The organism is Pseudomonas xantholysinigenes, assembly GCF_014268885.2.
GTDB lineage: Bacteria > Pseudomonadota > Gammaproteobacteria > Pseudomonadales > Pseudomonadaceae > Aquipseudomonas > Aquipseudomonas xantholysinigenes.
This window is the reverse complement of record NZ_CP077095.1, coordinates 494,969-520,000: the sequence shown is the minus strand read 5'-3', so window position 1 is coordinate 520,000 and position 25,032 is coordinate 494,969. Positions and strand designations below refer to the sequence as shown.

The following is a 25,032-nucleotide window of genomic DNA, read 5'->3' as shown; positions in this document are numbered from 1 at the left end:
TTGAGCTTCTCCACCAGTTCCGACTCGACCAATACCTCTTCCGCACCGCGCTTGATAAGCGCCAGCTGCTCTTCAACCGACTTCATAGACAGACCCGCAAGGCTCAGATTCAAGGGGAGCCAACCATACAAGATCGGCCATCAAATACAAGTTTCGCAATGGAATGTGACCCGAACGGCGCGCCGTGGCGTCTACGCGCCCTTGCGCGAGAGTGGATTTGGTTATATTTTATACAGTTATTTCATCTTCATCATGTCATTCATCTTTTCCATTTCATTTTTCACTCACTTTTCAAAGTCACCTTACCTATGACCAACGAACCGCCTAAAGCGCCCCCGCTTTATCCGAAAAGCCATCTGTTGGCCGCCAGCGGCATCGCCGCCCTTCTCAGTCTGGCCTTGCTGGTCTTTCCTTCCAGCGAAGTCGAGGCCAAGAAAACCACCCTCAGCCTTGAGCTGGAAAGCCCGGCCGAGCAGCTGAAAGACGAATCTCGCGCCGCGCCCCTGGTGCAGGCCGAGCAGAACAGCGACTCGCCTTTCGCCCAGATCGAAGGCGATGAAGCGGACACGGCCAAGGCCGAGACCGCGCCCACTCCCGCAGCCAAGCCGCAAGACAAGGCACCTGGCCACCGCGAAGTGGTCGTCGCCCGCGGCGACACCCTCTCCACCCTGTTCAACAAGGTCGGCCTGCCGGCCAACGTGGTCCACGACTTGCTGGCCAGCAACAAACAGGCCAAGCAGTTCAGCCAGCTCAAGCATGGCCAGGTGCTGCAGTTCGAACTGGACAAGGCTGGCCAGTTGACCAGCCTGCACAGCAAGGTCAGCAACCTCGAGACCATTCGCCTGACCCGTACCGACAAGGGCTTCAGCTTCGAGCGCGAGATCAGCAAGCCCGTGGTACGCACCGCCTACGCCCACGGCGTGATCAAAAGCTCGCTGTCGGCCTCGGCCCAGCGCGCCGGCCTGTCCCACAGCATGACCATGGACATGGCCCGCATCCTCGGCTACGACATCGACTTCGCCCAGGACATCCGCCCTGGCGACGAGTTCGACGTGGTCTACGAGCAGAAGATGATGGACGGCAAGGTGGTCGGCACCGGCAACATCCTCTCCGCCCGCTTCACCAACCGCGGCAAGACCTACACCGCCGTGCGCTACACCAACAAGCAAGGCAACACCAACTACTACACCGCCGACGGCAACAGCCTGCGCAAGGCGTTCATCCGCACCCCGGTGGACTTCGCTCGCATCAGCTCGCGCTTCTCGGCCGGGCGCAAGCACCCGATCCTGAACAAGATCCGCGCGCACAAGGGCGTCGACTACGCCGCGCCACGCGGCACGCCGATCAAGGCCGCCGGCGACGGTCGCATCGAACTGGCCGGCCGCCGTGGCGGATACGGCAACACCGTGATCATCGCCCACGGCAACTCCTACAAGACGCTGTACGGCCACATGCAGGGCTTTGCCAAGGGCATCAAAACCGGTAGTTCGGTCAAGCAGGGCCAGATCATCGGCTACATCGGCACCACCGGCCTGTCCACCGGGCCGCACCTGCACTACGAGTTCCAGGTCAACGGCGTGCACGTCGATCCATTGAGCCAGAAGGTGCCAATGGCCGACCCGATCGCCAAAGCCGAGCGGCAGCGCTTCAACCAGCAGAGTCAGCCCCTGATCGCCCGCATGGATCAGGAAAAGGCCACGCTGCTCGCCGCCAACAAGCGCTGAGCCCATGGCCCTCTATCTGGGAGTGATGTCCGGGACCAGCCTCGATGGCCTGGACATCGCCTTGATCGAACAGCACGAGCAGCCCCGGCTGCTCGCCACCCACTACATTCCCATGCCCGCCGACCTGCGCCAAGACCTGCTTGGTCTTTGCGCCAGCGGCCCCGACGAGATCGCTCGGGCGGCGTTGGCGGAGAACCGCTGGGCCACCCTGGCGGCCCAGGGCATCAATCACCTGCTGGCCACCCAAGGCCTGGCGCCCGACGCGATCCGCGCCATCGGTAGCCACGGCCAGACGGTTCGCCATGAGCCTGCCCGTGGCTTCACCGTGCAGATCGGCAACCCGGCGCTGTTGGCCGAGCTCACCGGCGTCTGCGTGGTGGGCGACTTCCGTCGCCGCGACGTTGCGGCTGGTGGCCAGGGCGCCCCCTTGGTGCCAGCGTTTCACCAAGCGCTGTTCGGCCAGCTTGGCGAGCGCCTGGCGGTCCTCAACGTCGGCGGCTTCAGCAACCTGAGCCTGATCGAGCGCGACCAGCCAGTACACGGTTTCGACTGCGGCCCGGGGAACGTGCTGCTGGATGCCTGGATCGAACGCAAGCAGGGCCAGGCTTTCGACGCCAACGGTACCTGGGCTGCCAGCGGTAGCGTCCGTCCAGACTTGCTGAGCGCCTTGCTGAGCGACCCATTCTTCGCCGGTAGCGGCCCGAAGAGTACCGGCCGCGAGGTCTTCAACCTGCCCTGGCTGGACGCGCATCTGGCACGCCTTCCGGCCTACCCTGACGAAGATGTCCAGGCGACCCTGCTGGAACTCACGGCAAACAGCATCATTGACTCGCTGCGCCAGGCACAGGACAGCACCGAAGCCCTGCTGGTCTGTGGCGGAGGCGCGCGCAACGGTGCTTTGATGGCGCGCCTGGCAGCGCTGCTGCCGAGCGCCAAGGTCGCCAGCACCGCCGTACATGGCGTGGACCCCGACTGGGTCGAGGCCATGGCCTTTGCCTGGCTCGCCCATTGCTGCCTGGAAGGCATTCCCGCCAACCGCCCCAGCGTCACCGCCGCCAAGGGCCTGCGCATCCTCGGCGCAATCTACCCCGCCTGAGCAAACCGCAGAATGCAAAACGCCGCGCAATAGCGCGGCGTTTTGCATGACGGTACAGCGATCAGATCGAGAACGACGAACCGCAACCGCAGGTAGTGGTGGCGTTCGGGTTCTTGATGACGAAACGCGAACCTTCCAGGCCTTCCTGGTAGTCCACTTCGGCGCCGGCCAGATACTGGAAGCTCATCGGGTCGACCACCAACGCCACGCCTTCGCGCTCGACGATGGTGTCGTCGTCGGCGACGTCCTCATCGAAGGTGAAGCCGTACTGGAAGCCCGAGCAACCACCGCCGGTCACGAACACCCGCAGCTTCAGCCGATCGTTGCCCTCTTCACTGACCAAGGTCTTGACCTTGTGCGCAGCCCCGGGGGTGAACTCCAAAGCCGTGGGGGTGAAGGTTTCGACGCTCATGTTGATTCTCCCGGCGCAATGCCGCCATAAAACTCGATGGCGGGTATTATCCGCTTGTCCGAGAAAATCGGTCAACAATACGAAAGCTGCAAGTGGCAAGCTACAAGCTGCAAGCCAATCGCAACACGATCACTTGCAGCTTGAGCCTTGCAGCTCACCGCCGCTCTTAAGGCAGCAGGCCGGCGTGGGACAAGCCCATGCGCTCGTCGAGGCCGAACAGGATGTTGAGGTTCTGCAGCGCCTGGCCCGACGCGCCCTTGACCAGGTTGTCGATCACCGACAGCACCACCACCAAGTCACCGCCCTGCGGCCGGTGCACGGCGATACGGCAGACGTTGGCACCACGCACGCTACGGGTTTCCGGATGGCTGCCGGCCGGCATCACGTCGACGAACGGTTCATTAGCGTAGCGCTTTTCGAACAACGCCTGCAGGTCGACGGAGGTATCAGCGACCGTAGCGTAAAGAGTCGCGTGGATGCCGCGGATCATCGGGGTCAAGTGCGGCACGAAGGTCAGGCCGATATCCTTGCCTGCAGCCATACGCAGACCCTGGCTGATTTCCGGCAAGTGGCGATGACCTTTGACCGCGTAAGCCTTCATGCTCTCGCCGGCTTCGCAGAACAGCGAACCTACCGCTGCGCCACGCCCGGCACCGCTGACGCCCGACTTACAGTCCGCGATCAACCGCGACGGATCGGCCAGGCCCGCCTCCAGCAGCGGCAGCAAACCCAGCTGGGTGGCGGTCGGATAGCAGCCCGGCACGGCAATCAGGCGCGCCTGACGAATCTTCTCGCGGTTCACCTCCGGCAGACCGTAGACCGCATCCTTGAGCAACTCAGGCGCACCGTGCGGCTGGCCGTACCACTTGCCCCACTCGGCGGCGTCCTGCAGACGGAAGTCGGCCGACAGGTCGATGACCTTGGTCCCGGCCGCCAGCAGCTCGCCCGCCAGGGCATGGGCCACGCCATGAGGCGTGGCGAAGAACACCACGTCGCAGGCGGCGAGGGCCTTGCTGTCCGGCACACTGAAGGCCAGGCCGTCGTAGTGGCCGCGCAGGTTCGGGTACATGTCGGCAACCGCCACGCCCGCTTCGGAACGCGAGGTGATCACCGCCACCTCGGCCTGTGGGTGCTGCGCCAGCAGACGCAGAAGTTCGACACCGGTGTATCCCGTGCCGCCGACGATACCGACCTTGATCATGACACTTGCCCCTTATCAACGAGACCACTGGAAAGCGCACGATAATAGGGGCGCCAGGCGTCTGTAACAACTCTTCGGATGACCCTTCGGGCCCTTGGCCTCTACTATCTGACGACCGTGAAAACCTGAAGGATTCCTCCATGCTTTATCTATGGATCAAGGCGCTGCATATCGTCAGCGTGGTGTGCTGGTTCGCCGGCCTGTTCTACCTGCCACGCCTGTTCGTCTACCACGCCCAGAGCCAGGACAGCATCAGCCTGGAGCGTTTCATCACCATGGAACGCAAGCTGTACCGCGGCATCATGAATCCGGCAATGATCGCCACCTACGTGTTCGGTGGCTGGATGCTGTACCTCAACCCGGGCTGGCTCAGCCAAGGCTGGCTGCACGCCAAGCTGACCCTGGTGGCCGTGCTTACCGTTTACCATCACATGTGCGGCGCCCAGCGCAAACGCTTCGCCGCCGGCACCAACACCCGCAGCCACGTCTACTATCGCTGGTTCAACGAAGCCCCGGTGTTGATTCTGCTGGGCATCGCAATTTTGGTGGTGGTCAAGCCGTTCTAAGGGTAGCCCCTCATTCACAAGGAGTTTCACCATGTCCCTGCCCGTGTCGCTACAACATCTGCGCCTGCCCCTGGTGGCGGCGCCGATGTTCCTGATCTCCAACCCCGAGCTGGTACTGGCCTGTTGCGCCAATGGCGTGGTCGGCAGTTTCCCGGCCCTCAACCAGCGCGACAGTGCTGGCTTCAAGGCCTGGCTCGAAGAGATCGAGGCAGGCTTGGCGCAACTGGACCAACCAGCGCCTTACGCCGTGAACCTGATCGTGCACCCGACCAACCCGCGCCTGCAGGCCGATCTGGCGCTGTGCGTCGAGCATCGGGTACCGATCGTCATCACCAGCCTGGGCGCGGTGAAGGAAGTGGTCGATGCCGTGCACGGCTATGGCGGCCTGGTGTTCCATGATGTGACCACCCGCCGCCACGCGGAAAAAGCCGCGGAGGCCGGCGTCGACGGCCTGATCGCCGTGGCGGCGGGTGCCGGCGGCCACGCCGGCAGCTGGAGCCCGCTGGCCCTGCTGGCCGAAATCCGCCAGTTCTTCGACAAGACCGTGCTGCTGTCGGGCTGCCTCAACCACGGCCATGAGCTACTGGCCGCCCAGATACTGGGCGCCGACCTCGGCTACATGGGCACGCGTCTGATCGCCACCCGCGAAAGCCAAGCCCAGGAAGCCTACAAACAGATGATCCTCGGTGCCAAGGCCGCCGATGTAGTGCTGACCCCGGCAGTCTCCGGCATTCCCGCGAGTTTCCTGCGCCAGAGCCTGGAACAGGCCGGCTACGACCAGGCGGCGCTCAAGGGCGGCCACGAAGCCGGTAAACTCAAGCCGATCGGCGACGAGGCCAAGGCCTGGAAGACGATCTGGTCGGCAGGCCAGGGGGTCGGCGAAATCAACGACCTGCCCAGCGTCACCGAGCTGATCGAGCGCCTGAGCGGCGAATACCGCGCGGCACTGGAGCGTACCCAGCAGCTAAGCAGCAACGTCTTGTAGCAAAGCGGCCAGGCTGTACACTAGGCGCCCCTCACGCCCCAGGAGCCTTGCATGACCCGTTACGCCATGATCACCGGTGCTTCCAGCGGCCTGGGCCTGGCCCTGGCGGAGGCTCTGGCACGGCGCGGGCGCAACTTGATCCTGGTGGCGCGCCAGCGCGAGACGCTGGAGCCGGTAGCCATCGAACTGACCCAGCGCTTCGGCGTCGAGGTGCTGTTCCGCGCCTGCGACCTCAGCCAGCCGTTACGTCTCTCGGGCTTCGTCCTCGAGCTGGAGGAAGGCGAACGCCGCATCGACCTGCTGGTCAACTGCGCCGGGCAGCGCACCTATGGGCCGTTCCTGGCCCATGAATGGGCCGACGAGCAGGACCTGCTGGAGGTCAACATCCTGGCCCTGAGCCGGCTGTGCCACGCCATCGGCAACCTGATGGCGATCCAGGGCGGCGGGCAGATCCTCAATGTCGCCGGCCTGGCCGGTGTCGCTCCCGGGCCGTGGATGGCCGCCTATGCCGCCAGCAAGGCCTATGTGCTGAGTTTTTCCGAAGCCCTGCGCGAAGAGCTGCGGCGCACCGGGATCAAGGTTTCGGTGCTGTGCCCGGGGCCGGTGCGTTCGTCGCGGCGGCGCATCCCGCGACTTGCCGGCGACAAGCGCTGCCCGAGCCCGGAGGAAATCGCCCTTTACACCGTGCGCGCACTGGACAAGAACCGCGCGCTGATCTTGCCTGGGCGCGGCAACCGCTGGCTGGCCTTCGCCCCGCGCCTGCTGCCACGCTGGCTGACGCGCAAGCTGGCCGGAGCGATCCACCGCCGTTACTGCCCCCAGGGCATGGAATAGGCACTGGGCGAGCGACGGCGGGCTCAGTACACTCAGCCCCGACACTCACCATGGAGCACGTGCTGTGGACGATCTATTCCTCAAAATCATCAACCGGGAAATCCCGGCGGATATCATCTACGAAGACGAGCAAATCCTCGCGTTCAAGGACATCGCCCCCGCGGCGCCGGTCCATTTCCTGGTCATCCCCAAAAAACACATTGCTACCCTCAACGACCTGACCGAAGAGGACAAGGCCCTGGCTGGCCACATCCTGTTCACCGCCCAGCGCCTGGCCGTCGAGCAGGGCTGCGAGGAAGGCTTCCGCGTGGTCATGAACTGCAATCCGAAAGGCGGCCAGACCGTCTACCACATCCACATGCACGTGCTTGGCCAGCGTCAGATGAACTGGCCGCCGGGCTGACCCAAGGCAAGCTCCACCCGGGCGATTGAGGTAGACTGTCGGGCATCACTTCAGCGGAGGTGCCCGATGGCTACCGAACGTCACTACTCGCCGCTCGACCGCTTGTTGCTGCAGGCCGATACCGCCATGCGCACCTTGCTGCCCTTCAGCGGCCAACCCGCCCGCCCCTCGCCGGCCATCGTCCAGCCGGACGCCGAGTTAGACGAGCAACAGGCCCGCCATGTCGCCGGCCTGATGCGCATCAACCATACCGGCGAAGTCTGCGCCCAGGCGCTGTACCAAGGCCAGGCCCTGACCGCCAAGCTGCCCCAGGTGCGCAAGGCCATGGAGCATGCGGCAGAAGAAGAAATCGACCACCTGGCCTGGTGCGAACAACGCATCCGCCAACTCAACAGCCACCCCAGCGTGCTCAATCCCCTGTTCTATGGCATGTCGTTCGGCATCGGCGCCCTCGCCGGCCTGGTCAGCGACAAGGTCAGCCTGGGTTTCGTCGCGGCCACTGAGCATCAGGTGTGCAAGCACCTGGACGAACATCTGGAGCAGATCCCTGAAAGCGACGGCAAGTCCCGGGCGATTCTCGAACAGATGCGCGTCGACGAGGAGCATCATGCCGAATCCGCCCTCGAGGCCGGTGGTTATCGCTTCCCGGCACCAGTGCGCTTTGGCATGAGCCTGCTGGCCAAGGTCATGACCAAGAGCACCTACCGCATCTGAGGTACACCCGATGGAACGCTTCGACGCCAGGGACCTGGCACGCGCCGTAGGCGCAGGCATCCTGCAGCCCGGCCAGGACCAGGCCCTGCTGGACTTCCTGCGCCGCCAACCGCAAAGCGGCGGCAGCTTCCAACTGGCCCATGTCGCCTTCTACTTCGGGGCGCTGCTGATCATGGGCGCCATGGGCTGGCTGCTCACCGAAGCCTGGATGACCCTCGGCGACGGCGCGCTGCTGACCATCGCCCTGGTCTATATCGGCGGCATCACTCTGTTCGCCCTGTCTTTGCAGCGCCGCGGCCAACCTATCGCCGCCGGGGTGCTGGCCGCCGTGGCGGTGAGCATCGTGCCGCTGGCGGTATTCGCCATCGAGCGATTGGCCGGCTGGTGGCCGCTGGATGATGCCCAGGGTGACTATCACCAGTACTACACCTACGTGCAGGGCGGTTGGCTGGCGATGGAAGCGGCGACGGTACTTGCCGGCCTGCTGATGCTGCGGCTCGTCCCCTTCCCCTTCATCGTCATGCCGATCGCCGTGGCACTCTGGTTCATGTCCATGGATCTGAGTGAATGGTTCTACGGTGAGCTGTTCAGCTGGGAGCAACGCCGCACGGTGTCGCTGTGGTTCGGCCTGGGCCTGCTGCTGGTATTCGTCGTGATCGACGGACGCACCGAGCGTGACTATGCCTTCTGGGGCTATCTCGCCGGGCTGGCGGCGTTCTGGGGCGGGCTGACCTTGCTCGACAGCGGCAGCGAGTGGGGCAAGTTCCTGTACTGCCTGATCAACCTGGGGCTGATGGGCCTGGCCGTGCTGCTGCGTCGGCCGGTGTTCATGGTGTTCGGGGCGATGGGGGTGGCGGCTTATCTCGGCTACCTGTCGTACGAAGTGTTCGCCGACTCGCTGCTGTTCCCAGTGGTACTGACGGTAATCGGCCTGGGCGTCATTGGCCTGGGCGTGCTGTACCAGAAAAACCGCGAAGCCTTGAGCGAGCGCCTTCGCGCAAGAATACCTGCCAGCCTGCGGGATTGGCTGCCAGCCCTGCACCGCTGAACATGCAGCTGATCATGCGACGGCTGCTGCAAGCCCCGGGACTGGTGCTGGGCGCTTATCTGTTCATCTGCCTGATGAGCGCAGGCATCCGGGATGCCGACTTCAGCCTGGCCCTGCCCGAACTCGTCGACCCCAACAGCAACAGCACTGTAGAGCTTGTTTTGCTCACCGTGCCTGGGCTGCTGCTGTTCCTACTGATCGGCGCCCTTGCCAAGAAACGAAGGAACATCATCGCCACCTTCGTCCTGATTGGCATGCTGAACGCTTGGCTGCAGTGCCTGCTGTTTGCCGAGTGCTTCGGCAGCACCTGGAGCGGCACCGAGATACTGTTGCTGCTCGGCGTGAATACGCCTTGGCTGATGCTTGCACTGCTGCCCGGGCTCTCCATGCTGGTCGCGACAGAACGATGGTTCGAGCAAGGCGCCTGACAAACAGGCGCCCGCAGGACTCAGCCCAGTTCGACGATCTCGTAGCCGTGGGTGATCTCCACACCGGCACGCTCGAGCATGATCGACGCCGAACAGTACTTCTCGGCCGACAGTTCCACCGCGCGCTTGACCTGGGCCTCTTTCAGCCCGCGTCCTTTGACCACGAAGTTCATGTGGATCTTGGTGAACACCTTCGGGTCTTCACTGGCACGCTCGGCCTCGAGGAAGGCTTCGCAGCTTTCCACCGCCTGGCGCGACTTCTTCAGAATGCTTACCACATCGAAACTGCTGCAACCGCCCAGGCCCAGCAGCAGCATTTCCATCGGGCGCACACCGAGGTTGCGGCCTCCGGCTTCGGGCGGGCCGTCCATGACCACGACATGGCCGCTCCCCGACTCGCCGAGGAACATCGCTTCACCGGCCCACTGGATGCGTGCCTTCATCTATCCGGACTCCCAAATACGTAAAAGGGTGTCAGCTTAGACCTTGCGACGCCGTCGGAAAAGCTCAAGCCGTGGAGCTTTTGTGCCGATGCAGGGTGAAGTGTCTGATAAGCTGGCGCCAAATGACTGGCGCTTGCCGCCAGACGATCTATATAAAAAGCCAATGCGTCGCATCGAACAGGATTTCGTGATGGTCTCCTCAGCCCTGCCACCCAAGATCAAGAACATCGACAAGCTGCTGGCCCACTGCCAACGCCGTCGCTATGCCGCCAAAAGCAGCATCATCTGCGCCGGTGACCGGGCCGAAACGCTGTCGTTCATCGTCAAGGGCTCGGTGACCATCCTGATCGAGGACGACGACGGTCACGAAATGATCATCGCCTACCTCAACAGCGGCGACTTCTTCGGCGAGCTGGGCCTGTTCGAACCGGCTGGCCAGGAACAGCAACGCAGTGCCTGGGTGCGCGCCAAGAGCGAATGCGAAGTAGCCGAGATCAGCTACGACAAGTTTCGCGAGCTGGCACGGCAAGATCCGGAAATCCTCTACGCCCTGGGCAGCCAGATGGCCCAGCGCCTGCGCAACACCACGCGCAAGGTCGGTGACCTGGCGTTCTTCGATGTCACCGGGCGTGTCGCCCGCTGCCTGCTCGACCTGTGCAAGCAGCCCGACGCCATGACCCATCCCGACGGCATGCAGATCAAGATCACCCGCCAGGAGATCGGGCGCATCGTCGGCTGTTCGCGGGAAATGGTCGGCCGCGTCCTCAAGGACCTCGAGGAGCGCAGCCTGGTGCAGGTGAAGGGCAAGACCATGGTGGTCTACGGCACCCGTTAGTCCTTCGGCAACGCCGCGATCACCTCGGCATACGCCTGGCTCAAGCGTTCGAACCAGGGTACTGCCGGGGTCACTTCATGCAGGGCAATGTGGCTGTCGGCACGGCAGCGCTGCTCGAGTTCGCAGCACTCGTTGAACCGGTTGACCGCGGCGACCATCGACTCGCGCTCGTTGTCCAGCAGCAGCGCGCCATGCACCAGCACCACCGGGCGCTTGCCGCCCAGGCCCTGGCGCCAGCGCTGGGCCGTGCCGACCAGTTTGCGGCCGTTGAGGTTGACGTTGTAGCGACCATCGCAGAACGCGCCATCGATCTCCCCCACCGAGGCCACACCGCCCCACTCGCGCAAGACATCGCACAGTGGCAGGCACAGCCGTTCGTAGGCGTTTTCAATGCGGCCATGGTCACCTTCGCTGCGGGGCGCCACGTACACCAGGGCGATGTTCACCGTGGCATGGGACTGTGGCACCGGTTCGCCCCCGGTCTCACGCAGCAGCACCGGCCAGCCAGCGATGGCCAGTTCGGCGCAGGCGGCCTCGAAATTGTCCAGCCGGCTCATGCGCCGCGGCATGACCAGGGCGTGGTCGGTCGGGCGCCAGAACAGCACGCCGGCCTCGCGCTCGCCACGGCAGACGGCGGCCAGCAGCTCCTGTTCGGCGTGCAGGCCCTGCTCGACGGTTAGGGCCAGGGGTTGATCGGTCATTGATCCACCTTCGATATTGTTTTTTCGGGCCTCTTCGCGGGTAAACCCGCTCCCACAGAATTTCTGCTGCCCTCAAGGAGTGTGCAGAATCTGTGGGAGCGGGTTTACCCGCGAAAGGGCCGGCGCCAGCATACAAAAAAGCCGGCAATAAGCCGGCTTCGTTTAAATCAGTCCAGTTGCTGAACGGTCTTCTTCACCTGTTCGGGGAAGAACAACCGCTGCAGCTCCAACCCCGGCTGCTCGGCGCGCATAAACGCTTCGCCTACCAGGAACGAGTAGACCTCGTTGATTTCCATCAGCTCGACATCGGCACGGTTGAGGATGCCGCTCTCGGTGATGGCCAAGCGATCGCGCGGAATGCGCGGTAGCAGGTCAAGGGTAGTCTCGAGGCTGACCTCGAAGGTGTGCAGGTTGCGGTTGTTGACCCCGACCAACGGTGTGTCGAGGGTCTTCAAGGCGCGCTCCAGCTCATCGCCGTCATGCACTTCGACCAGCACATCGAGGCCAACGTCCTTGGCGGTGGCCGCCAGCTCGGCCATCTTCACGTCGTCCAGCGCCGAGACGATCAACAGCACGCAGTCGGCCCCCAGGGCGCGGGCCTCGACGATCTGGTACGGATCGACCATGAAGTCCTTGCGGATCACCGGCAGCGACACCGCGGCGCGGGCCTGCTGCAAGTAGATGTCGGCACCCTGGAAGTAGTCCACGTCGGTGAGTACCGACAGGCAGGTCGCCCCGCCCTTTTCGTAACTGACGGCGATATCCGCCGGTACGAAGTTTTCGCGGATCACGCCCTTGCTCGGCGAGGCCTTCTTGATTTCAGCGATGACCGCCGGCTTCTTGCGCTTGGCCTGCTCGATCAGCGCATTGGCAAATCCACGCGGCGCATCGGCGGCCTTGGCCAGACGCTCCAGTTCGCCAAGGCTGACGCGCGCGCTGCGCTCGGCCACTTCCTGGAACTTGCGGGCGATGATTCTTTCCAGCACGGTCGGCACGCTCATGCTTCGTTCTCCACCTTGAATACCGCGGTAAAAGCGCCCAGCTCCTGCAGTTTTTCCCAGGCCAGCCCGGTGTGCAGCACATCGTGGGCCAGTTCCACGCCCTGGGCCAGGGTCATGGCGTGATCGGCGGCATAAAGCGCGGCGCCGGCGTTGAGCACGATCATCTCGGCGGCCTTCTGGCCGTTCTCGGTCTTGCGCCGGCCCAGTGCGTCGCGGATCAATTCCAACGATGCCTGCGGGTTCTCGACCGCCAGGCCGTGCAGGCTCTGGCTCTTCATGCCGAGGTCTTCGGGCTCGACCCAGTACTCGGTGATCTGGTCATTCTTCAGTTCCGCGACGAAGGTCGGCGCGGCCAGGCTGAACTCGTCCAGGCCGTCCTTCGAATGCACCACCAGCACATGCTTGCTGCCCAGGCGCTGCAGCACTTCGGCCAAGGGGCGGCACAGGGCCTGGGTGAACACCCCGACCACCTGATGCTTCACACCGGCCGGATTCGTAAGCGGGCCCAGCATGTTGAACAGGGTACGCAACCCCAGCTCGCGACGCGGGCCGGCGGCGTGCTTCATGGCACTGTGGTGGGTCTGGGCGAACATGAAGCCGATACCCAGGCTGTCGATGCAGCGGGCGACCTGCACCGGGGTCAGGTTCAGGTAGATACCGGCGGCTTCCAGCAGGTCGGCGCTGCCGCTCTTGCCGGACACCGCGCGGTTGCCGTGCTTGGCCACGGTGCAACCGGCCGCGGCGATGACGAACGCCGAGGCTGTGGACACGTTGAAAATGTTGGCGCCGTCGCCGCCGGTACCGACGATATCGACCACGCCGTCGAGGGTCTTGAGCTCGACCTTGTCGGCCAGCTCACGCATTACCGACACCGCGCCGACGATCTCGTCGATGCTCTCGCTCTTCATGCGCATGCCCATCAGGAAGGCGCCGATCTGCGCCTCGCTGCATTGGCCGGTCATGATCTGGCGCATGACGTCGCGCATTTCCTCGGTGCTCAGGTCCAGGTGGCCGACGATGCGGCTCAATGCGGTCTTGATCTCCATGATCGCTCCTTAACGGCGTCCGCCGGTCTGCTTGAGGAAGTTGGCGAACAGCTCGTGACCCTGCTCGGTGAGGATGGACTCGGGGTGGAACTGTACCCCCTCGACGTTCAGGGTTTTATGACGCAGGCCCATGATTTCGTCGACCGAGCCATCTTCATGGGCGGTCCAGGCGGTGACTTCCAGACAGTCGGGCAGGGTGTCGCGCTTGACCACCAGCGAGTGGTAGCGCGTCACGGTAAGCGGGTTGTTCAAGCCGGCGAACACGCCCAGGTCGCGGTGGTACACCGGGCTGGTCTTGCCGTGCATCACCTGGCGCGCGCGCACCACCTCACCACCGTAGGCCTGGCCGATGGACTGGTGACCCAGGCACACGCCCAGGATCGGCAGCTTGCCGGCAAAGTGCAGGATGGCCTCGATGGACACACCGGCTTCGCTCGGGGTGCAGGGGCCTGGGGAGACGACGATGCGCTCGGGGTTCAGGGCTTCGATCTGGGCAATGGTCATTTCGTCGTTGCGAATGACCTTGACCTCGGCACCCAGCTCGCCAAGGTACTGCACCACGTTGTAGGTGAAGGAGTCGTAGTTGTCGATCATCAGTAACATCTGGAACGAACCTCTTGGATACTGACTTTTTGATTCGAGCCTTCCCTGCCGGCATGGGTGCAGGCAGTCCCGCAGTGAGCGGTGGATCAAGCGATCAGGAAGGCAAACGGGAGCGGGCCGGGCTGGCCGGCAGGAGATAAAGTCAGGCGCGCCAACGCCAACGGGCGTGGGCCTTGATAACGCGCATCAAGAGTTTGCTGACGATCAACACGGGGTAGGTCTCGTTCATACGTTCCGGCACAGTAGCCTACCGGCGCGGCGGGCGCAATATGCCGGTAAACACGGGGAAACGAATGCAACCGCAGGCCACGCGCGGCGATTTGCTATGGTCATGCGGCTTGATTCGATAAAAACAACGAAAAGGACATTCATGCATGCGCACGGCACCCTTCCTGCGTTCCGCCCTCGGTATTCTCGCCCTTGCCTGCAGCCAGGCCATGGCCAGCCCCTCGCCCTATTCGTCGCTGATCGTCTTCGGTGACAGCCTCAGCGACGCCGGGCAATTTCCCGACCTGACCGGCGGCACGCCAGGCATGCGTTTCACCAACCGCGACGCCAATGGCAACTATGCGCCGGTTTCACCGATGATCCTTGGCGCCAAGCTGGGTTTCTCCGGAACGGCCCTGGGCCCATCCACCTCGCTGACCAACCAGCTGCAGGGTATCCCCGACGGCAACAACTGGGCGGTGGGTGGCTATACCACGCAGCAGATTCTCGACTCGATCACCGACACTTCTAAAGCCGCCATCCCTCCGGGGCGCCCCGGTGCCGGTACGGTCCTGCGCGAGCGCGACGGCTACCTGGCCAACGGCTTGCGCGCCGACCCCAACGCGCTCTACTACCTGACCGGCGGCGGTAACGACTTCCTCCAGGGCCTGGTCAACAGCCCCGCCGATGCCGCAGCGGCCGGCGCACGTCTGGCGGCCAGCGCTCAGGCGCTGCAGCAGGGCGGCGCGCGCTACATCATGGTCTGGCTGTTACCGGACCTGGGCCAGACGCCGAATTTCAGCGGCACGCCCCAGCAAGGGCCCTTGTCGCAACTGTCCAGCGTGTTCAATCAGTCGCTGGTCAGCCAACTGGGCAAGATCGACGCCGAGATCATTCCCCTTAACGTGCCCCTGTTACTGCGCGAAGCCCTGAGCAGCCCCAGCCAGTTCGGCCTGGCCAGCGACCAGAACCTGGTCGGCACCTGCTACAGCGGCGATGGCTGCGTGGGCAACCCGGTCTATGGCGCGAACGGCACCAGCCCTGATCCGACCCGACTGCTGTTCAACGACTCGGTGCACCCGACCATCGCCGGCCAGCAACTGATTGCCGACTACGGCTATTCGATCCTGGCTGCGCCGTGGGAACTGACGCTGCTACCCGAAATCGCCCACGCCAGTATCCGCGCCCACCAGGACGAACTGCGCAATCAATGGCAGACACCCTGGCAGGCCGTTGGCCAATGGCAGGCGTTCGTCGCCAGCGGCGGCCAGGACCTGGACTTCGGCAGCCAACGCAGTGCCGCCAGCGGTGACGGGCACGGCTATAACCTGACCCTCGGCGGCAGCTACCGAGTGGATGACGCCTGGCGCCTGGGCCTGGCCGCCGGGGTCTACCGGCAGAAGCTCGAGGCCGGCCAGCACGACTCGGACTACAAGCTCGACAGTTACCTGGCCAGTGCCTTCGCCCAATTCCGCCAGGACCGCTGGTGGGCCGATGCGGCGCTGACCGCCGGGCACCTGGACTACCGCGACCTCAAGCGCACCTTCGCCCTGGGCGTGAATGAACGTAGCGAGAAAGGCGATACCGATGGCGAGGCCTGGGCCATCAGTACCCGCCTGGGCTACAACCTGGCCGCCGAAAGCAGCACCTGGCAATTGGCACCGTTCATCAGCGGCGATTATGCGCGGGTCAAGGTCGATGGCTACGACGAGAAGAGCAACCGCTCGACGGCGCTCGGCTTCGACGACCAGGAGCGCAAGTCGCGGCGCCTGGGCGTGGGCCTGCAAGGCAGCGTGCAGGTGTTGCCCGGCACCCGGTTGTTTGCCGAGGTGGCCCGGGAGCATGAGTTCGAGGATGACCAGCAGGACCTGACCCTGCATCTGGCCAGCCTGCCAGCAAACGATTTCACCCTGACCGGCTACACACCGCACAGCAACCTGACCCGCGCCAGCCTGGGGGTGAGTCATGAACTGGTGGCGGGGTTGACCCTGCGGGGGAATTACAACTGGCGCAAGAGTGATGAGTTGACCCAGCAGGGGCTGAGCCTGGGGGTCAGCGTCGACTTCTAGACCACTGGGGCCGCTCCTACAGAAGATCGCATGCTGCTCTGTAGGAGCGGCCTCGTGCCGCGAATGGGCTGCGAAGCAGCCCCAGAAACCAGTGAATTACTGGGTGGTGGTCTGCTCGGCCAGCGCCACCGCACGGAACATCGCCCGGCGCTTGTTGATGGTTTCTTCCCACTCCAGCGCCGGCACCGAGTCGGCGACGATACCGCCGCCGGCCTGTACATGCAGCTCACCGTCCTTGATCACCGCAGTGCGGATGGCGATGGCGGTATCCATGTTGCCGTTCCAGGCGAAATAGCCCACTGCGCCGCCGTAGACGCCACGCTTGACCGGCTCCAGTTCGTCGATGATCTCCATTGCGCGAATCTTCGGCGCCCCGGACAAGGTCCCGGCCGGCAGGATCGCCCGCAGCGCGTCCATCGCCGTCAGGCCTTCACGCAACTGGCCGGTGACGTTGGACACGATGTGCATGACGTTGGAGTAACGCTCGATCACCATCTTCTCGGTCAGCCGCACGCTGCCAGTGGACGACACCCGGCCCACGTCGTTGCGGCCCAGGTCGATGAGCATCAGGTGCTCGGCGATTTCCTTGTCGTCCGACAACAGGTCGTCTTCCAGCGCGCGATCGGCCTCTTCGGTAGCGCCACGCGGGCGGGTGCCGGCGATCGGGCGCACAGTGACCAGGTTGTCCTCGACCCGTACCAGTACCTCCGGCGAACTGCCGACCACATGGAAGTCGCCAAAGTTGAAGAAGTACATGTACGGCGTCGGGTTGAAACAGCGCAGGGCGCGGTACAGGTCGATGGGCGCGGCCTTGAAATCGATGGACATGCGCTGCGACGGCACGACCTGCATGCAGTCGCCGGCGAGGATGTACTCCTTGATCCGGCCCACGGCATTCTCGTAGTCGACTTGTGTGTAGCTGGAGCGGAACTCCGGCTCGGCGGCCATCGGCCCGCTCAGGTCCAGGCCAGGGCGTGGGGTGATCGGCTGGCGCAGGGTGTCCAGCAGCCCCTGAAGGCGGGCCTGCCCTTGCTCGAAGGCCTGCGCCTCGGCCGGGTCGACCAGCACGATGGCGTGCATCTTGCCCGCCAGGTTGTCGAACACCACCACGGCATCGGAGACCATCAGCAGGATATCCGGCACCCCCAGTGGATCCGGGTTGGGGCTGGCACCCAGGCGTTTTTCCACATAGCGCACGCAGTCGTAGCCGAAATAGCCCACCAGGCCACCGTTGAAACGTGGCAAGCCAGGAATGTCGGCGACCTTGTAGCGATCCTTGAACGCCTCGACGAAGGCCAGCGGATCCTCGACGTCGTGACTTTCCACCTCGACGCCATCCTGCAAGATGCTGACGTGGTAGCCGTGCACGCGCAGCACGGTGCGCGACGGCAGGCCGATCATCGAATAGCGGCCCCACTTCTCGCCACCCTGCACAGACTCGAGCAGGTAGGAGTTGGGTTGGTCGGCCAGCTTCAGGTAGATCGACAGCGGCGTGTCGAAGTCGGCCAGGGTTTCGCAGGCCAGGGGAATGCGGTTGTAGCCGGCAGTGGCCAGGCGCAGGAATTCTTCGCGGATCATGGGTAGCCTCGGAGCAAGCAGCAATGGAGTCGGGCAAACGGATGTACCGGCGGGCGCCGGTGGGCAGGAGTCAGGCGCGCCAGCGCCAACGGGCCAGGGCCTTGATGACTTTCATCCAGAGTTTGCCGGTAACCGCCACGTTGTTGTCTCTGCTGTGCGGGGCTTGAAGGTCTGCCAACGTTATCCCAGTGTCGGTGACGACGCAACCGGGCAGCAGCAGGCGCAGGTCGCCGAGCACCAGGCTGGGCGATTCCTCGTCGATGGGGCGGCCATGGTTGTAGCCATAGCTCAGGCCCACGCACTGCACTCCGGCGGCCTTGGCGGCCAGCACATCGCTGCGCGAATCGCCGATGAACAGCGCCTGCCGCGGCTCGACACCAGCCATCTTCATGACGAACAGCAGGGCGGCCGGGTCGGGCTTTTTCTGTGGCAAGGTGTCGCCACCGATGATCCAGCGGAAGTAGCGACCGATCTTCATCTGGTCGAGCAAGGGGGCGACGAAGCGTTCAGGCTTGTTGGTGATCAGCGCCATCTCCACCCCCTGCTTGCGCAGCCAGCGCAGGGTGTCGCGCACGCCGGGATAGACCACGGTCAGCTCATGGCTTTCGGCATAGGCCTCCATGAACAGCGTCAGCGCGCGTTCGGCCAGTTCGGCCTCGACAGCCTGGTGCTCGAGGCCGCCGGCCAGCGCGCGGCGCACCAGCACCTCGGCGCCGTTGCCGACCCAGTGGCGTACCGCCTCGAGCCCTGCGGGCGGACGCCCGAGTTCGAGCAGCATGCGGTCGACGGCAGCAGCCAGGTCGGGTACCGAGTCGATCAGGGTGCCATCCAGATCGAACATCACCAGCCTGGGCAGCGTCCCCGGGAACAGCTGCTCGAAGCCGCTCATGCGCGGGCCAGCGCCAGTTCGGCACGCATCTTGTCGATGACCTGCTTGTAGTCCGGGGTGTTGAAGATCGCCGAGCCGGCGACGAAGGTGTCGGCACCGGCAGCGGCGATCTCGCGGATATTGCCGACGTTGACGCCGCCGTCGATTTCCAGGCGGATATCGCGACCGCTGGCGTCGATCAGGGCGCGGGCTTCACGCAGCTTGTCGAGGGTGCCGGGGATGAACTTCTGCCCGCCGAAGCCTGGGTTGACGCTCATCAGCAGGACCATGTCGATCTTGTCCATCACGTACTTCAGCGCATCCAGGCTGGTGGCCGGGTTGAACACCAGGCCGGCCTTGCAGCCACCGTCCTTGATCAGCTGCAGCGAACGGTCGATATGCTGCGTGGCTTCCGGGTGGAAGGTGATGTAGGTGGCGCCAGCCTCGATGAAGTCGCCGATGATGCGGTCGACCGGGCTGACCATCAGGTGCACGTCGATCGGCGCGGTCACGCCGTACTTGCGCAGGGCGCTGCAGACCATCGGGCCGATGGTCAGGTTGGGTACGTAGTGGTTGTCCATGACATCGAAATGGACGATGTCGGCCCCGGCGGCCAGGACCTTGTCGACGTCCTCGCCCAGGCGGGCGAAATCGGCGGACAGAATGGAGGGGGCAATAGCGTAGGGCTGCATGGCGCACCTGTTGGGCAGAATCACGGTGGCGCGCATTGTAACTCAGGGAAACGGATCGGGGCTGATTGGTATCAATCCGCTGCCGGCCTCCTTGCGGGTAAACCCGCTCCCACAGAAACTGCACAAACTCTGTGGGAGCGGGTTTACCCGCGAAGAGGCCGGCACAAACCTTAGAAGATCAAGCCGGCTGCTGGGTCCTCAGCTTCTCGCTACGCCCACGCAGCCACTCCAGGGTCAGCAGCAGGATCACCGAGAAGGCAATCAGCAAGGTCGCCGCCGCCGCGATGGTCGGGCTGAGGTTCTCGCGAATCCCGCTGAACATCTGCCGTGGCAGAGTGGCTTGCTCAGGCCCGGCGAGGAACAGGGTCACCACCACCTCGTCGAACGACGTGGCGAAGGCGAACAACGCCCCAGAGATCACGCCGGGCGCAATCAGCGGCAAGGTCACCCGACGGAAGGTCAACAGCGGCGAAGCGCCCAGGCTGGCCGCCGCTCGCACCAGATTGTAGTTGAACCCCTGCAAGGTCGCCGACACGGTGATGATGACGAACGGCACGCCCAGCACCGCATGCACCAGGATCAACGAGGTGAAGCTATTGCCCATGCCCAGCGGGGCGAAGAACAGGTAGCTGGCCACGCCGATGATCACCACCGGCACCACCATCGGCGAAATAACCAGCGCCATCACCAGCGACTTGCCGGGGAAGTCGCCACGGGTGAGGCCGATCGCCGCCAGTGTGCCGAACACCATGGCCAGCAGCGTGGCCGCCGGGGCGACGATGATGCTGTTCTTCAGGGCGCGCATCCATTCGGCCGAGTTGAAGAAATCCTGGTACCAGTGCAGCGAAAAGCCCTGCAGCGGATACACCAGGAAACTACCGCTGTTGAACGACAGCGGGATGATCACCAGCACCGGCAGCACCAGGAACAGCAAGATCAAGCCGCAGAGGATCCGCAAGCTGTAGAACCACACCCGCTCAACGGGCGACATATAAGGGCTCAGCATGACAAGGCTCCTCAGCTCAGGCGCAGGCGGCTGGCGCCGACCAGCCAGCTATAGATCAGGTACAGCAGCACGGTCGCCAGCAGCAACAACCCGCCCAGCGCGGTGGCCATGCCCCAGTTGATGCTGGTGTTGGTGTAGAAGGCGACGAAGTAGCTGACCATCTGGTCGTTGGGGCTGCCCAGCAGCGCCGGGGTGATGTAGTAGCCGATGGCCAGGATGAACACCAACAGACAGCCGGCGCCTACACCGGCGTAGGTCTGCGGGAAATACACCCGCCAGAAGCTGGCGAACGGATGGCAGCCGAGGGAAATCGCCGCGCGCATGTAGCTGGGCGAGATGCCCTTCATCACGCTGTACAGCGGCAGGATCATGAACGGCAGCAGGATGTGCACCATCGAGATGTACACGCCGGTACGGTTGAACACCAGCTCCAGCGGCTGGTCGATGACGCCGATGGCCAGCAACGCGCTGTTGATCAGGCCACCGGATTGCAGCAGCACGATCCACGCCGCCACCCGCACCAGGATCGAGGTCCAGAACGGCAGTAGCACCAGGATCATCAACAGGTTGCTCTGCCGAGTCGGCAGGTTGGCCAGCAGGTAAGCCAGCGGGTAGGCCAGCACCAGGCAGATCGCGGTGATGACCACGCCCATCCACAGGGTTCGGGCGAAGATATCCAAATAGATGGCCTGGTCCGGGGTGGCCTTGGCCAGCTCGCCGAGGTCATCGATGCGATGGTCGACCGAGGCCAGCAGGTAGAAGGAGGTGACCGTGCTGGTGTTACGGCGGATCGCCTGCCAGTAGGCCGGGTCGCCCCAGCGCTCGTCCAGTGCTTGCAGGGCATCCTTGTACGACGCAGGCTCGGCCTTGAACGGCAACGCCCGCGCAGTCTTGGCCAGCAGGCTGCGGTAGCCGGCCAGCTCCATGTTCAGGCGCTTGGACAGATCGCCCAGGGTCTGGTTCTTGCGCGATTCGGCCAGGTCCTGGCTCAGCGCCTGGTACACCGCTTCGCCGGGCAGGCTCTTGCCGTCCCACTGCGCCACGGCCTGGACGGTGCGTGGCAGGCCGGCGACCACTTCGGGGTTGCCGACGCTCTTGTACAGCAGCGCCGCGATCGGCACCAGGAACACCAGCAGGAGGAACAGCGCCAGCGGCGCGATCAACGCCTGGGCCTTCCAGCGGTTGACCCGCTCGGCATGCTTGAGGCGCTGCTTGAGGCTTGGACCTGCGCCTTCTTTGAGGGGCACTGCAATGGCCATGGCGAACTCCAGGAAAACAGGGGGGACTATCAGGCCGCACCTTACCTACTGGTTTGGCGCGGACTCTGTAGGAGCGGCCTCGTGCCGCGAAAGGGCCGCGAAGCGGCCCCGAGATCTCAACCGTGTGCGCAAGATGCCGGGGGCCGCTACGCGCCCCTTCGCGACACAAGGCCGCTCCTACAGGGTTACTTCTTCGCCGCCCAGGCGTTGAAGCGTTGCTCCAGCTGCTCGCTGTTGTCGGCCCAGAACGCCACATCGATCTGCACCTGGTTGGCGATGTTCTCAGGCGTGGTCGGCATGTCCTTCTTCACCGCCTCGGCCAGCAGCGGCACGGCCTTGGAATTGGCCGGGCCGTAGGCGATGTTCTCGGAGTAGGTCTTCTGCTGTTCAGGCTGCACGGTGTAGGCGATGAATTTCTTCGCCTCTTCCACATCCTTGGCACCTTTAGGGATGGCCCAGGCGTCGAAGTCGTAGATGCCGCCGTTCCATACCACCTTGAGGTTGCTTTCTTTCTGCACCGCGGCGATCCGGCCGTTGTAGGCCGAGCTCATGACCACATCCCCCGAGGCCAGGTACTGCGGCGGCTGGGCGCCAGCTTCCCACCACTGGATGCTCGGCTTGAGCTCGTCGAGTTTCTTGAAGGCGCGGTCCTGGCCTTCCTTGGTGCCCAGCACCGAATAGACGTCCTTGGGCGCGACACCGTCGGCCATCAGGGCGAACTCGAGGGTGTACTTGGCGCCCTTGCGCAGGCCGCGCTTGCCCGGGAATTTCTTGGTGTCCCAGAAATCGGCCCAGCTGGAGGGCGCGGTTTTCAGCTTGTCGGCGTTATAGGCCAGCACGGTCGACCAGACAAAGAAGCCCACGCCGCAAGGCTGGATAGCCCCTTTCACGTAGTCGCTCTCGTTGCCGAACAGGGCCGGGTCGAGCTCTTCGAACATGCCTTCGTCACAACCCCGGGCCAACTCCGGCGACTCCACCTCCACCAGGTTCCACGACACGCTGTTGGTGTCGACCATGGCCTTGACCTTGGCCATCTCACCGTTGTACTCCCCGGCGACGATCTTGCCCTTGCCGGCCTTTTCCCACGGCTCGTAGAACGCCTTGACCTGGGCCGCCTTGTTGGCGCCACCGAACGACACCACCGTCAGGTCCGCGGCCAGGGTCTGCCCGGCGGCGAACAGGCCAAGGGCCAGGGCGGTCAGTTTCAACTGCTTGCGCATTATTATTCTCTCCACGGTTCAGGGTTGGTGAAGCAAACCATCAATGGGCTTCGGCAATCGGATCGAGCGCGCGGGCGTGCTCCACCTCCCAGCCCAGCGGTACCACATCGCCCACGGCCAGGGCCGGGTCGAGCTCGGCAATCGGCTGCTTGACGAAGAAGTCGGACTTGCCGCAGACCTCCAGGCGCACCCGCACGTGGTCGCCCAGGTAGATGAACTCGGCCACCCGGCCCGAGAACCGATTGACGCAGCGCTCGCTGTGGCCGTTGAGGCGCACACGTTCGGGGCGGATCGACAGGGTCACCGGCTCGCCGGCCTGGCCGACGTTTACCGCCAGCGCCTCGACCCGCTCGCCGCGGGCCAGTTGCACCTGGCAACGCTGGCCATCGCTGGCCAGCAAGGTGCCGTTGATGCGGTTGTTCTCGCCGATGAAGTTGGCGACGAAGGTGTTGCAGGGCTCTTCGTAGAGGGTGCGTGGGTCGGCGATCTGCTGGATTTCGCCCTGGTGGAACACCGCCACCCGGTCGGACATGGTCAGCGCCTCGCCCTGGTCGTGGGTCACATACACCACGGTCACGCCCAGGCGCTGGTGGATGTGCTTGATCTCCATCTGCATGTGTTCGCGCAGTTGCTTGTCCAGCGCCCCCAGCGGCTCGTCCATCAGCACCAGTTGCGGCTCGAATACCAGCGCCCGGGCCAGGGCCACGCGCTGCTGCTGGCCGCCGGACAACTGGCCGGGGTAGCGCTTGGCGAACGCGTCGAGCTGGACCATGTTGAGCACCCGCTTGACCCGCTCGCTGATGTCGGTCTTGCTCAGGTTGCGCACGCTCAGCGGGAAGGCCAGGTTCTCGGCCACGGTCATGTGCGGGAACAGCGCGTAGTTCTGGAACACCATGCCGATGTCACGTTTGTGCGGCGGCACGTTGTTGATCGAGCGGCCGGCTAACTGGATCTCGCCGGCGGTGGGCGTTTCGAAGCCGGCGAGCATCATCAGGCTGGTGGTCTTGCCTGAGCCGGATGGGCCGAGCAGGGTAAGGAACTCGCCCTTGCGGATGTCCAGGTTGAGGTCCTTGACGATCAGCGATTCGCCGTCGTAGCTCTTCTGCACACCTCGGAAGCTGACCAGCGTCTCGTTCGACTTCGCCTCGCTCATGCCCTGCACCTTCTTGTTGGAATGACTGCGTAGGCCAAGCGTAGAAGAGGCGCGAGCCCCGGCAAATCGGGGGTGGCGAGAGAATGCCATCATCCGGATGGAAGAGTTGCCGTAGGGATCGCCCTACAAGGATGGCGGGATTGGAATGCCAATCAGGGTCCATGCCGAGGCTGTGGGAGCGGGTTTACCCGCGAAGAGGCCGGTGCAGCCGCCGAGATCACCAGGCCAGACCCATTCGCGGGTAAACCCGCTCCCACAGGGATATGTGCCAGGCCGCAGCTCTATCTGTCGCAACCAGAACACTCACACCAGCTTGTGCTCCATGGCGTACTTCACCAGCTCGGCCAACGAGTTGACCTTGAGCTTCTGCATCAAGCGCGCCTTGTGGGTGCTGATGGTCTTGCTCGACAGCGCCAGCTGCTGGGCGATGTCGTTGACGTTGGCGCCCTGGGCCAGGCGCTCGAACACCGAGAACTCCCGCTCGGACAGCAAGGTGTGCAATGGCCGGGTCTCGGTCAGGCCGACCTCGAACACCATGCGGTCGGCCAGCGCCGGGTCGATGTAGCGCCCGCCGCCGGCCACCCGACGGATGGCGGTGAGCAACAGCGCCGGGTCGCTGTCCTTGGTCGCGTACCCCGCGGCGCCGGCCTTCAGCGCGCGGGCGGCCATCTGCGCCTCGTCGTGCATCGACAGCATGAGGATCGCTGGTGGGTTGTTCAGTGCACGGATCCGCGGGATCGCCTCCAGGCCGCTCACCCCAGGCATGGAGATATCCAGCAGCACCACTTCGCAAGGGGTATGACGCAAGGTCTCCAGCACCTGCTCGCCATTGCCCGCCTCGCCCACCACCTGCATGTCCCTGGCCAGGCCGATCAATTGCTTGATGCCTTCACGGACGATGGTGTGGTCTTCGGCCACCAGCACTCGAATCACGGTCTTG

Annotated in this window: 27 protein-coding genes (1 of these 27 running past the window's edge); 11 read left to right on the top strand and 16 right to left on the bottom strand. The window is 64.2% G+C overall.

Annotated elements, in window-relative coordinates; all coding sequences use genetic code 11:
- A protein-coding gene (gene tyrS, locus HU772_RS02335) for a tyrosine--tRNA ligase (RefSeq protein WP_186653191.1) crosses the window boundary here: on the bottom strand, positions 1-86 show its beginning. 1,114 nt of this gene lie to the left of the window's left edge; the window shows 86 of its 1,200 coding nt (coding positions 1-86); the start codon lies at positions 84-86; its stop codon lies beyond the left edge, outside the window.
- A 222-nt stretch (positions 87-308) separates the two neighbouring features.
- Between tyrS and HU772_RS02330 the strand changes: the two genes are divergently transcribed.
- Both HU772_RS02330 and HU772_RS02325 read left to right on the top strand, forming a co-directional pair.
- Positions 309-1,724 (top strand): peptidoglycan DD-metalloendopeptidase family protein, encoded by a 1,416-nt coding sequence (locus HU772_RS02330; protein ID WP_186653194.1) that lies wholly within the window; start codon positions 309-311, stop codon positions 1,722-1,724.
- A gap of 4 nt (positions 1,725-1,728) precedes the next feature.
- Positions 1,729-2,820 (top strand): anhydro-N-acetylmuramic acid kinase, encoded by a 1,092-nt coding sequence (locus HU772_RS02325; RefSeq protein ID WP_186653198.1) that lies wholly within the window; start codon positions 1,729-1,731, stop codon positions 2,818-2,820.
- 61 nt (positions 2,821-2,881) lie between these two features.
- Here HU772_RS02325 and erpA read toward each other — a convergent pair whose 3' ends face one another.
- On the bottom strand, positions 2,882-3,232 hold the full coding sequence (gene erpA / locus HU772_RS02320) for an iron-sulfur cluster insertion protein ErpA (RefSeq protein ID WP_186653201.1): 351 nt from the start codon (positions 3,230-3,232) through the stop codon (positions 2,882-2,884).
- Between the two features lie 166 nt (positions 3,233-3,398).
- Positions 3,399-4,433: an N-acetyl-gamma-glutamyl-phosphate reductase gene (gene argC / locus HU772_RS02315; protein WP_186653204.1), complete on the bottom strand. Its 1,035-nt coding sequence runs from the start codon at positions 4,431-4,433 to the stop codon at positions 3,399-3,401.
- A gap of 140 nt (positions 4,434-4,573) precedes the next feature.
- Between argC and hemJ the strand changes: the two genes are divergently transcribed.
- From hemJ to HU772_RS02280, 7 genes are all read left to right on the top strand, one after another.
- On the top strand, positions 4,574-4,999 hold the full coding sequence (gene hemJ / locus HU772_RS02310; protein WP_134689778.1) for a protoporphyrinogen oxidase HemJ: 426 nt from the start codon (positions 4,574-4,576) through the stop codon (positions 4,997-4,999).
- Positions 5,000-5,030: 31 nt separating this feature from the next.
- Positions 5,031-5,984 carry an NAD(P)H-dependent flavin oxidoreductase gene (locus tag HU772_RS02305; protein ID WP_186653208.1) on the top strand — a complete coding sequence of 318 codons (954 nt, stop codon included), beginning with the start codon at positions 5,031-5,033 and terminating at the stop codon, positions 5,982-5,984.
- A 51-nt stretch (positions 5,985-6,035) separates the two neighbouring features.
- Positions 6,036-6,818, top strand: coding sequence for an SDR family NAD(P)-dependent oxidoreductase (locus HU772_RS02300; RefSeq protein ID WP_186653211.1), 783 nt, complete (start codon positions 6,036-6,038; stop codon positions 6,816-6,818).
- 64 nt (positions 6,819-6,882) lie between these two features.
- Positions 6,883-7,221: a histidine triad nucleotide-binding protein gene (locus tag HU772_RS02295; protein ID WP_186653214.1), complete on the top strand. Its 339-nt coding sequence runs from the start codon at positions 6,883-6,885 to the stop codon at positions 7,219-7,221.
- A 66-nt stretch (positions 7,222-7,287) separates the two neighbouring features.
- Positions 7,288-7,935: a 2-polyprenyl-3-methyl-6-methoxy-1,4-benzoquinone monooxygenase gene (gene coq7, locus HU772_RS02290; RefSeq protein WP_134689782.1), complete on the top strand. Its 648-nt coding sequence runs from the start codon at positions 7,288-7,290 to the stop codon at positions 7,933-7,935.
- 10 nt (positions 7,936-7,945) lie between these two features.
- Positions 7,946-8,983, top strand: coding sequence for a DUF2157 domain-containing protein (locus tag HU772_RS02285; protein ID WP_186653216.1), 1,038 nt, complete (start codon positions 7,946-7,948; stop codon positions 8,981-8,983).
- 2 nt (positions 8,984-8,985) lie between these two features.
- Positions 8,986-9,411 (top strand): hypothetical protein, encoded by a 426-nt coding sequence (locus HU772_RS02280; RefSeq protein ID WP_225923091.1) that lies wholly within the window; start codon positions 8,986-8,988, stop codon positions 9,409-9,411.
- A gap of 20 nt (positions 9,412-9,431) precedes the next feature.
- Here the strand turns inward: HU772_RS02280 and HU772_RS02275 are convergent, their stop codons facing one another.
- Positions 9,432-9,854, bottom strand: coding sequence for an OsmC family protein (locus tag HU772_RS02275; RefSeq protein WP_004376171.1), 423 nt, complete (start codon positions 9,852-9,854; stop codon positions 9,432-9,434).
- A 190-nt stretch (positions 9,855-10,044) separates the two neighbouring features.
- On the opposite strand from HU772_RS02275, the gene crp reads away from it, so the two are divergent.
- Entirely contained in the window at positions 10,045-10,689 is a 645-nt protein-coding gene (crp, locus tag HU772_RS02270) for a cAMP-activated global transcriptional regulator CRP (protein ID WP_134689785.1), read from the top strand.
- On the opposite strand, the gene HU772_RS02265 is transcribed toward crp, so the two are convergent.
- The 4 genes from HU772_RS02265 to HU772_RS02250 form a co-directional block, all read right to left on the bottom strand.
- A complete protein-coding gene (locus HU772_RS02265; RefSeq protein ID WP_186653218.1) occupies positions 10,686-11,390 on the bottom strand; it encodes a lipoate--protein ligase family protein in 705 nt (234 codons plus the stop codon). The genes crp and HU772_RS02265 overlap by 4 nt on opposite strands.
- Before the next feature lie 167 nt (positions 11,391-11,557).
- On the bottom strand, positions 11,558-12,391 hold the full coding sequence (gene trpC / locus HU772_RS02260) for an indole-3-glycerol phosphate synthase TrpC (protein ID WP_186653220.1): 834 nt from the start codon (positions 12,389-12,391) through the stop codon (positions 11,558-11,560).
- Complete coding sequence (gene trpD / locus HU772_RS02255; protein ID WP_186653222.1) at positions 12,388-13,437, bottom strand: anthranilate phosphoribosyltransferase; 1,050 nt, start codon at positions 13,435-13,437, stop codon at positions 12,388-12,390. The genes trpC and trpD overlap by 4 nt, the downstream gene beginning before the upstream one ends.
- A gap of 9 nt (positions 13,438-13,446) precedes the next feature.
- The gene (locus tag HU772_RS02250; RefSeq protein WP_186653224.1) at positions 13,447-14,040 is read right to left on the bottom strand and encodes an aminodeoxychorismate/anthranilate synthase component II; all 594 of its coding nucleotides are present in this window, start codon (positions 14,038-14,040) and stop codon (positions 13,447-13,449) included.
- A 374-nt stretch (positions 14,041-14,414) separates the two neighbouring features.
- On the opposite strand from HU772_RS02250, the gene estP reads away from it, so the two are divergent.
- Positions 14,415-16,316: an esterase EstP gene (estP, locus tag HU772_RS02245; RefSeq protein ID WP_186653237.1), complete on the top strand. Its 1,902-nt coding sequence runs from the start codon at positions 14,415-14,417 to the stop codon at positions 16,314-16,316.
- A gap of 96 nt (positions 16,317-16,412) precedes the next feature.
- Here estP and trpE read toward each other — a convergent pair whose 3' ends face one another.
- From trpE to HU772_RS02205, 8 genes are all read right to left on the bottom strand, one after another.
- Positions 16,413-17,894 (bottom strand): anthranilate synthase component I, encoded by a 1,482-nt coding sequence (gene trpE / locus HU772_RS02240; RefSeq protein ID WP_186653241.1) that lies wholly within the window; start codon positions 17,892-17,894, stop codon positions 16,413-16,415.
- A gap of 70 nt (positions 17,895-17,964) precedes the next feature.
- Positions 17,965-18,783, bottom strand: coding sequence for a phosphoglycolate phosphatase (locus HU772_RS02235; RefSeq protein ID WP_186653242.1), 819 nt, complete (start codon positions 18,781-18,783; stop codon positions 17,965-17,967).
- Positions 18,780-19,454 carry a ribulose-phosphate 3-epimerase gene (rpe, locus tag HU772_RS02230; RefSeq protein WP_186653245.1) on the bottom strand — a complete coding sequence of 225 codons (675 nt, stop codon included), beginning with the start codon at positions 19,452-19,454 and terminating at the stop codon, positions 18,780-18,782. Before rpe ends, HU772_RS02235 begins: the two co-directional genes overlap by 4 nt.
- 178 nt (positions 19,455-19,632) lie before the next feature.
- Entirely contained in the window at positions 19,633-20,460 is an 828-nt protein-coding gene (locus HU772_RS02225) for an ABC transporter permease (RefSeq protein WP_186653248.1), read from the bottom strand.
- Between the two features lie 11 nt (positions 20,461-20,471).
- Entirely contained in the window at positions 20,472-21,719 is a 1,248-nt protein-coding gene (locus HU772_RS02220) for an ABC transporter permease (protein WP_186653250.1), read from the bottom strand.
- A 185-nt stretch (positions 21,720-21,904) separates the two neighbouring features.
- A complete protein-coding gene (locus HU772_RS02215; protein ID WP_186653253.1) occupies positions 21,905-22,939 on the bottom strand; it encodes an ABC transporter substrate-binding protein in 1,035 nt (344 codons plus the stop codon).
- Positions 22,940-22,979: 40 nt separating this feature from the next.
- A complete protein-coding gene (locus HU772_RS02210; protein ID WP_186653256.1) occupies positions 22,980-24,092 on the bottom strand; it encodes an ABC transporter ATP-binding protein in 1,113 nt (370 codons plus the stop codon).
- A gap of 303 nt (positions 24,093-24,395) precedes the next feature.
- Positions 24,396-25,025, bottom strand: coding sequence for a response regulator (locus HU772_RS02205; protein WP_186653259.1), 630 nt, complete (start codon positions 25,023-25,025; stop codon positions 24,396-24,398).
- Between the last annotated feature and the right edge of the window lie 7 nt (positions 25,026-25,032).

Excerpts from the sequence above, each read along its gene's own strand:
- HU772_RS02330 (WP_186653194.1), top strand. The coding sequence starts at position 309 with ATGACCAACGAACCGCCTAAAGCGCCCCCGCTTTATCCGAAAAGCCAT.
- HU772_RS02325 (WP_186653198.1), top strand. The coding sequence starts at position 1,729 with ATGGCCCTCTATCTGGGAGTGATGTCCGGGACCAGCCTCGATGGCCTG.
- erpA (WP_186653201.1), bottom strand. The coding sequence starts at position 3,232 with ATGAGCGTCGAAACCTTCACCCCCACGGCTTTGGAGTTCACCCCCGGG.
- argC (WP_186653204.1), bottom strand. The coding sequence starts at position 4,433 with ATGATCAAGGTCGGTATCGTCGGCGGCACGGGATACACCGGTGTCGAA.
- hemJ (WP_134689778.1), top strand. The coding sequence starts at position 4,574 with ATGCTTTATCTATGGATCAAGGCGCTGCATATCGTCAGCGTGGTGTGC.
- HU772_RS02305 (WP_186653208.1), top strand. The coding sequence starts at position 5,031 with ATGTCCCTGCCCGTGTCGCTACAACATCTGCGCCTGCCCCTGGTGGCG.
- HU772_RS02300 (WP_186653211.1), top strand. The coding sequence starts at position 6,036 with ATGACCCGTTACGCCATGATCACCGGTGCTTCCAGCGGCCTGGGCCTG.
- coq7 (WP_134689782.1), top strand. The coding sequence starts at position 7,288 with ATGGCTACCGAACGTCACTACTCGCCGCTCGACCGCTTGTTGCTGCAG.
- HU772_RS02285 (WP_186653216.1), top strand. The coding sequence starts at position 7,946 with ATGGAACGCTTCGACGCCAGGGACCTGGCACGCGCCGTAGGCGCAGGC.
- HU772_RS02280 (WP_225923091.1), top strand. The coding sequence starts at position 8,986 with ATGCAGCTGATCATGCGACGGCTGCTGCAAGCCCCGGGACTGGTGCTG.
- HU772_RS02275 (WP_004376171.1), bottom strand. The coding sequence starts at position 9,854 with ATGAAGGCACGCATCCAGTGGGCCGGTGAAGCGATGTTCCTCGGCGAG.
- crp (WP_134689785.1), top strand. The coding sequence starts at position 10,045 with ATGGTCTCCTCAGCCCTGCCACCCAAGATCAAGAACATCGACAAGCTG.
- HU772_RS02265 (WP_186653218.1), bottom strand. The coding sequence starts at position 11,390 with ATGACCGATCAACCCCTGGCCCTAACCGTCGAGCAGGGCCTGCACGCC.
- trpC (WP_186653220.1), bottom strand. The coding sequence starts at position 12,391 with ATGAGCGTGCCGACCGTGCTGGAAAGAATCATCGCCCGCAAGTTCCAG.
- trpD (WP_186653222.1), bottom strand. The coding sequence starts at position 13,437 with ATGGAGATCAAGACCGCATTGAGCCGCATCGTCGGCCACCTGGACCTG.
- HU772_RS02250 (WP_186653224.1), bottom strand. The coding sequence starts at position 14,040 with ATGTTACTGATGATCGACAACTACGACTCCTTCACCTACAACGTGGTG.
- estP (WP_186653237.1), top strand. The coding sequence starts at position 14,415 with ATGCGCACGGCACCCTTCCTGCGTTCCGCCCTCGGTATTCTCGCCCTT.
- trpE (WP_186653241.1), bottom strand. The coding sequence starts at position 17,894 with ATGATCCGCGAAGAATTCCTGCGCCTGGCCACTGCCGGCTACAACCGC.
- HU772_RS02235 (WP_186653242.1), bottom strand. The coding sequence starts at position 18,783 with ATGAGCGGCTTCGAGCAGCTGTTCCCGGGGACGCTGCCCAGGCTGGTG.
- rpe (WP_186653245.1), bottom strand. The coding sequence starts at position 19,454 with ATGCAGCCCTACGCTATTGCCCCCTCCATTCTGTCCGCCGATTTCGCC.
- HU772_RS02225 (WP_186653248.1), bottom strand. The coding sequence starts at position 20,460 with ATGCTGAGCCCTTATATGTCGCCCGTTGAGCGGGTGTGGTTCTACAGC.
- HU772_RS02220 (WP_186653250.1), bottom strand. The coding sequence starts at position 21,719 with ATGGCCATTGCAGTGCCCCTCAAAGAAGGCGCAGGTCCAAGCCTCAAG.
- HU772_RS02215 (WP_186653253.1), bottom strand. The coding sequence starts at position 22,939 with ATGCGCAAGCAGTTGAAACTGACCGCCCTGGCCCTTGGCCTGTTCGCC.
- HU772_RS02210 (WP_186653256.1), bottom strand. The coding sequence starts at position 24,092 with ATGAGCGAGGCGAAGTCGAACGAGACGCTGGTCAGCTTCCGAGGTGTG.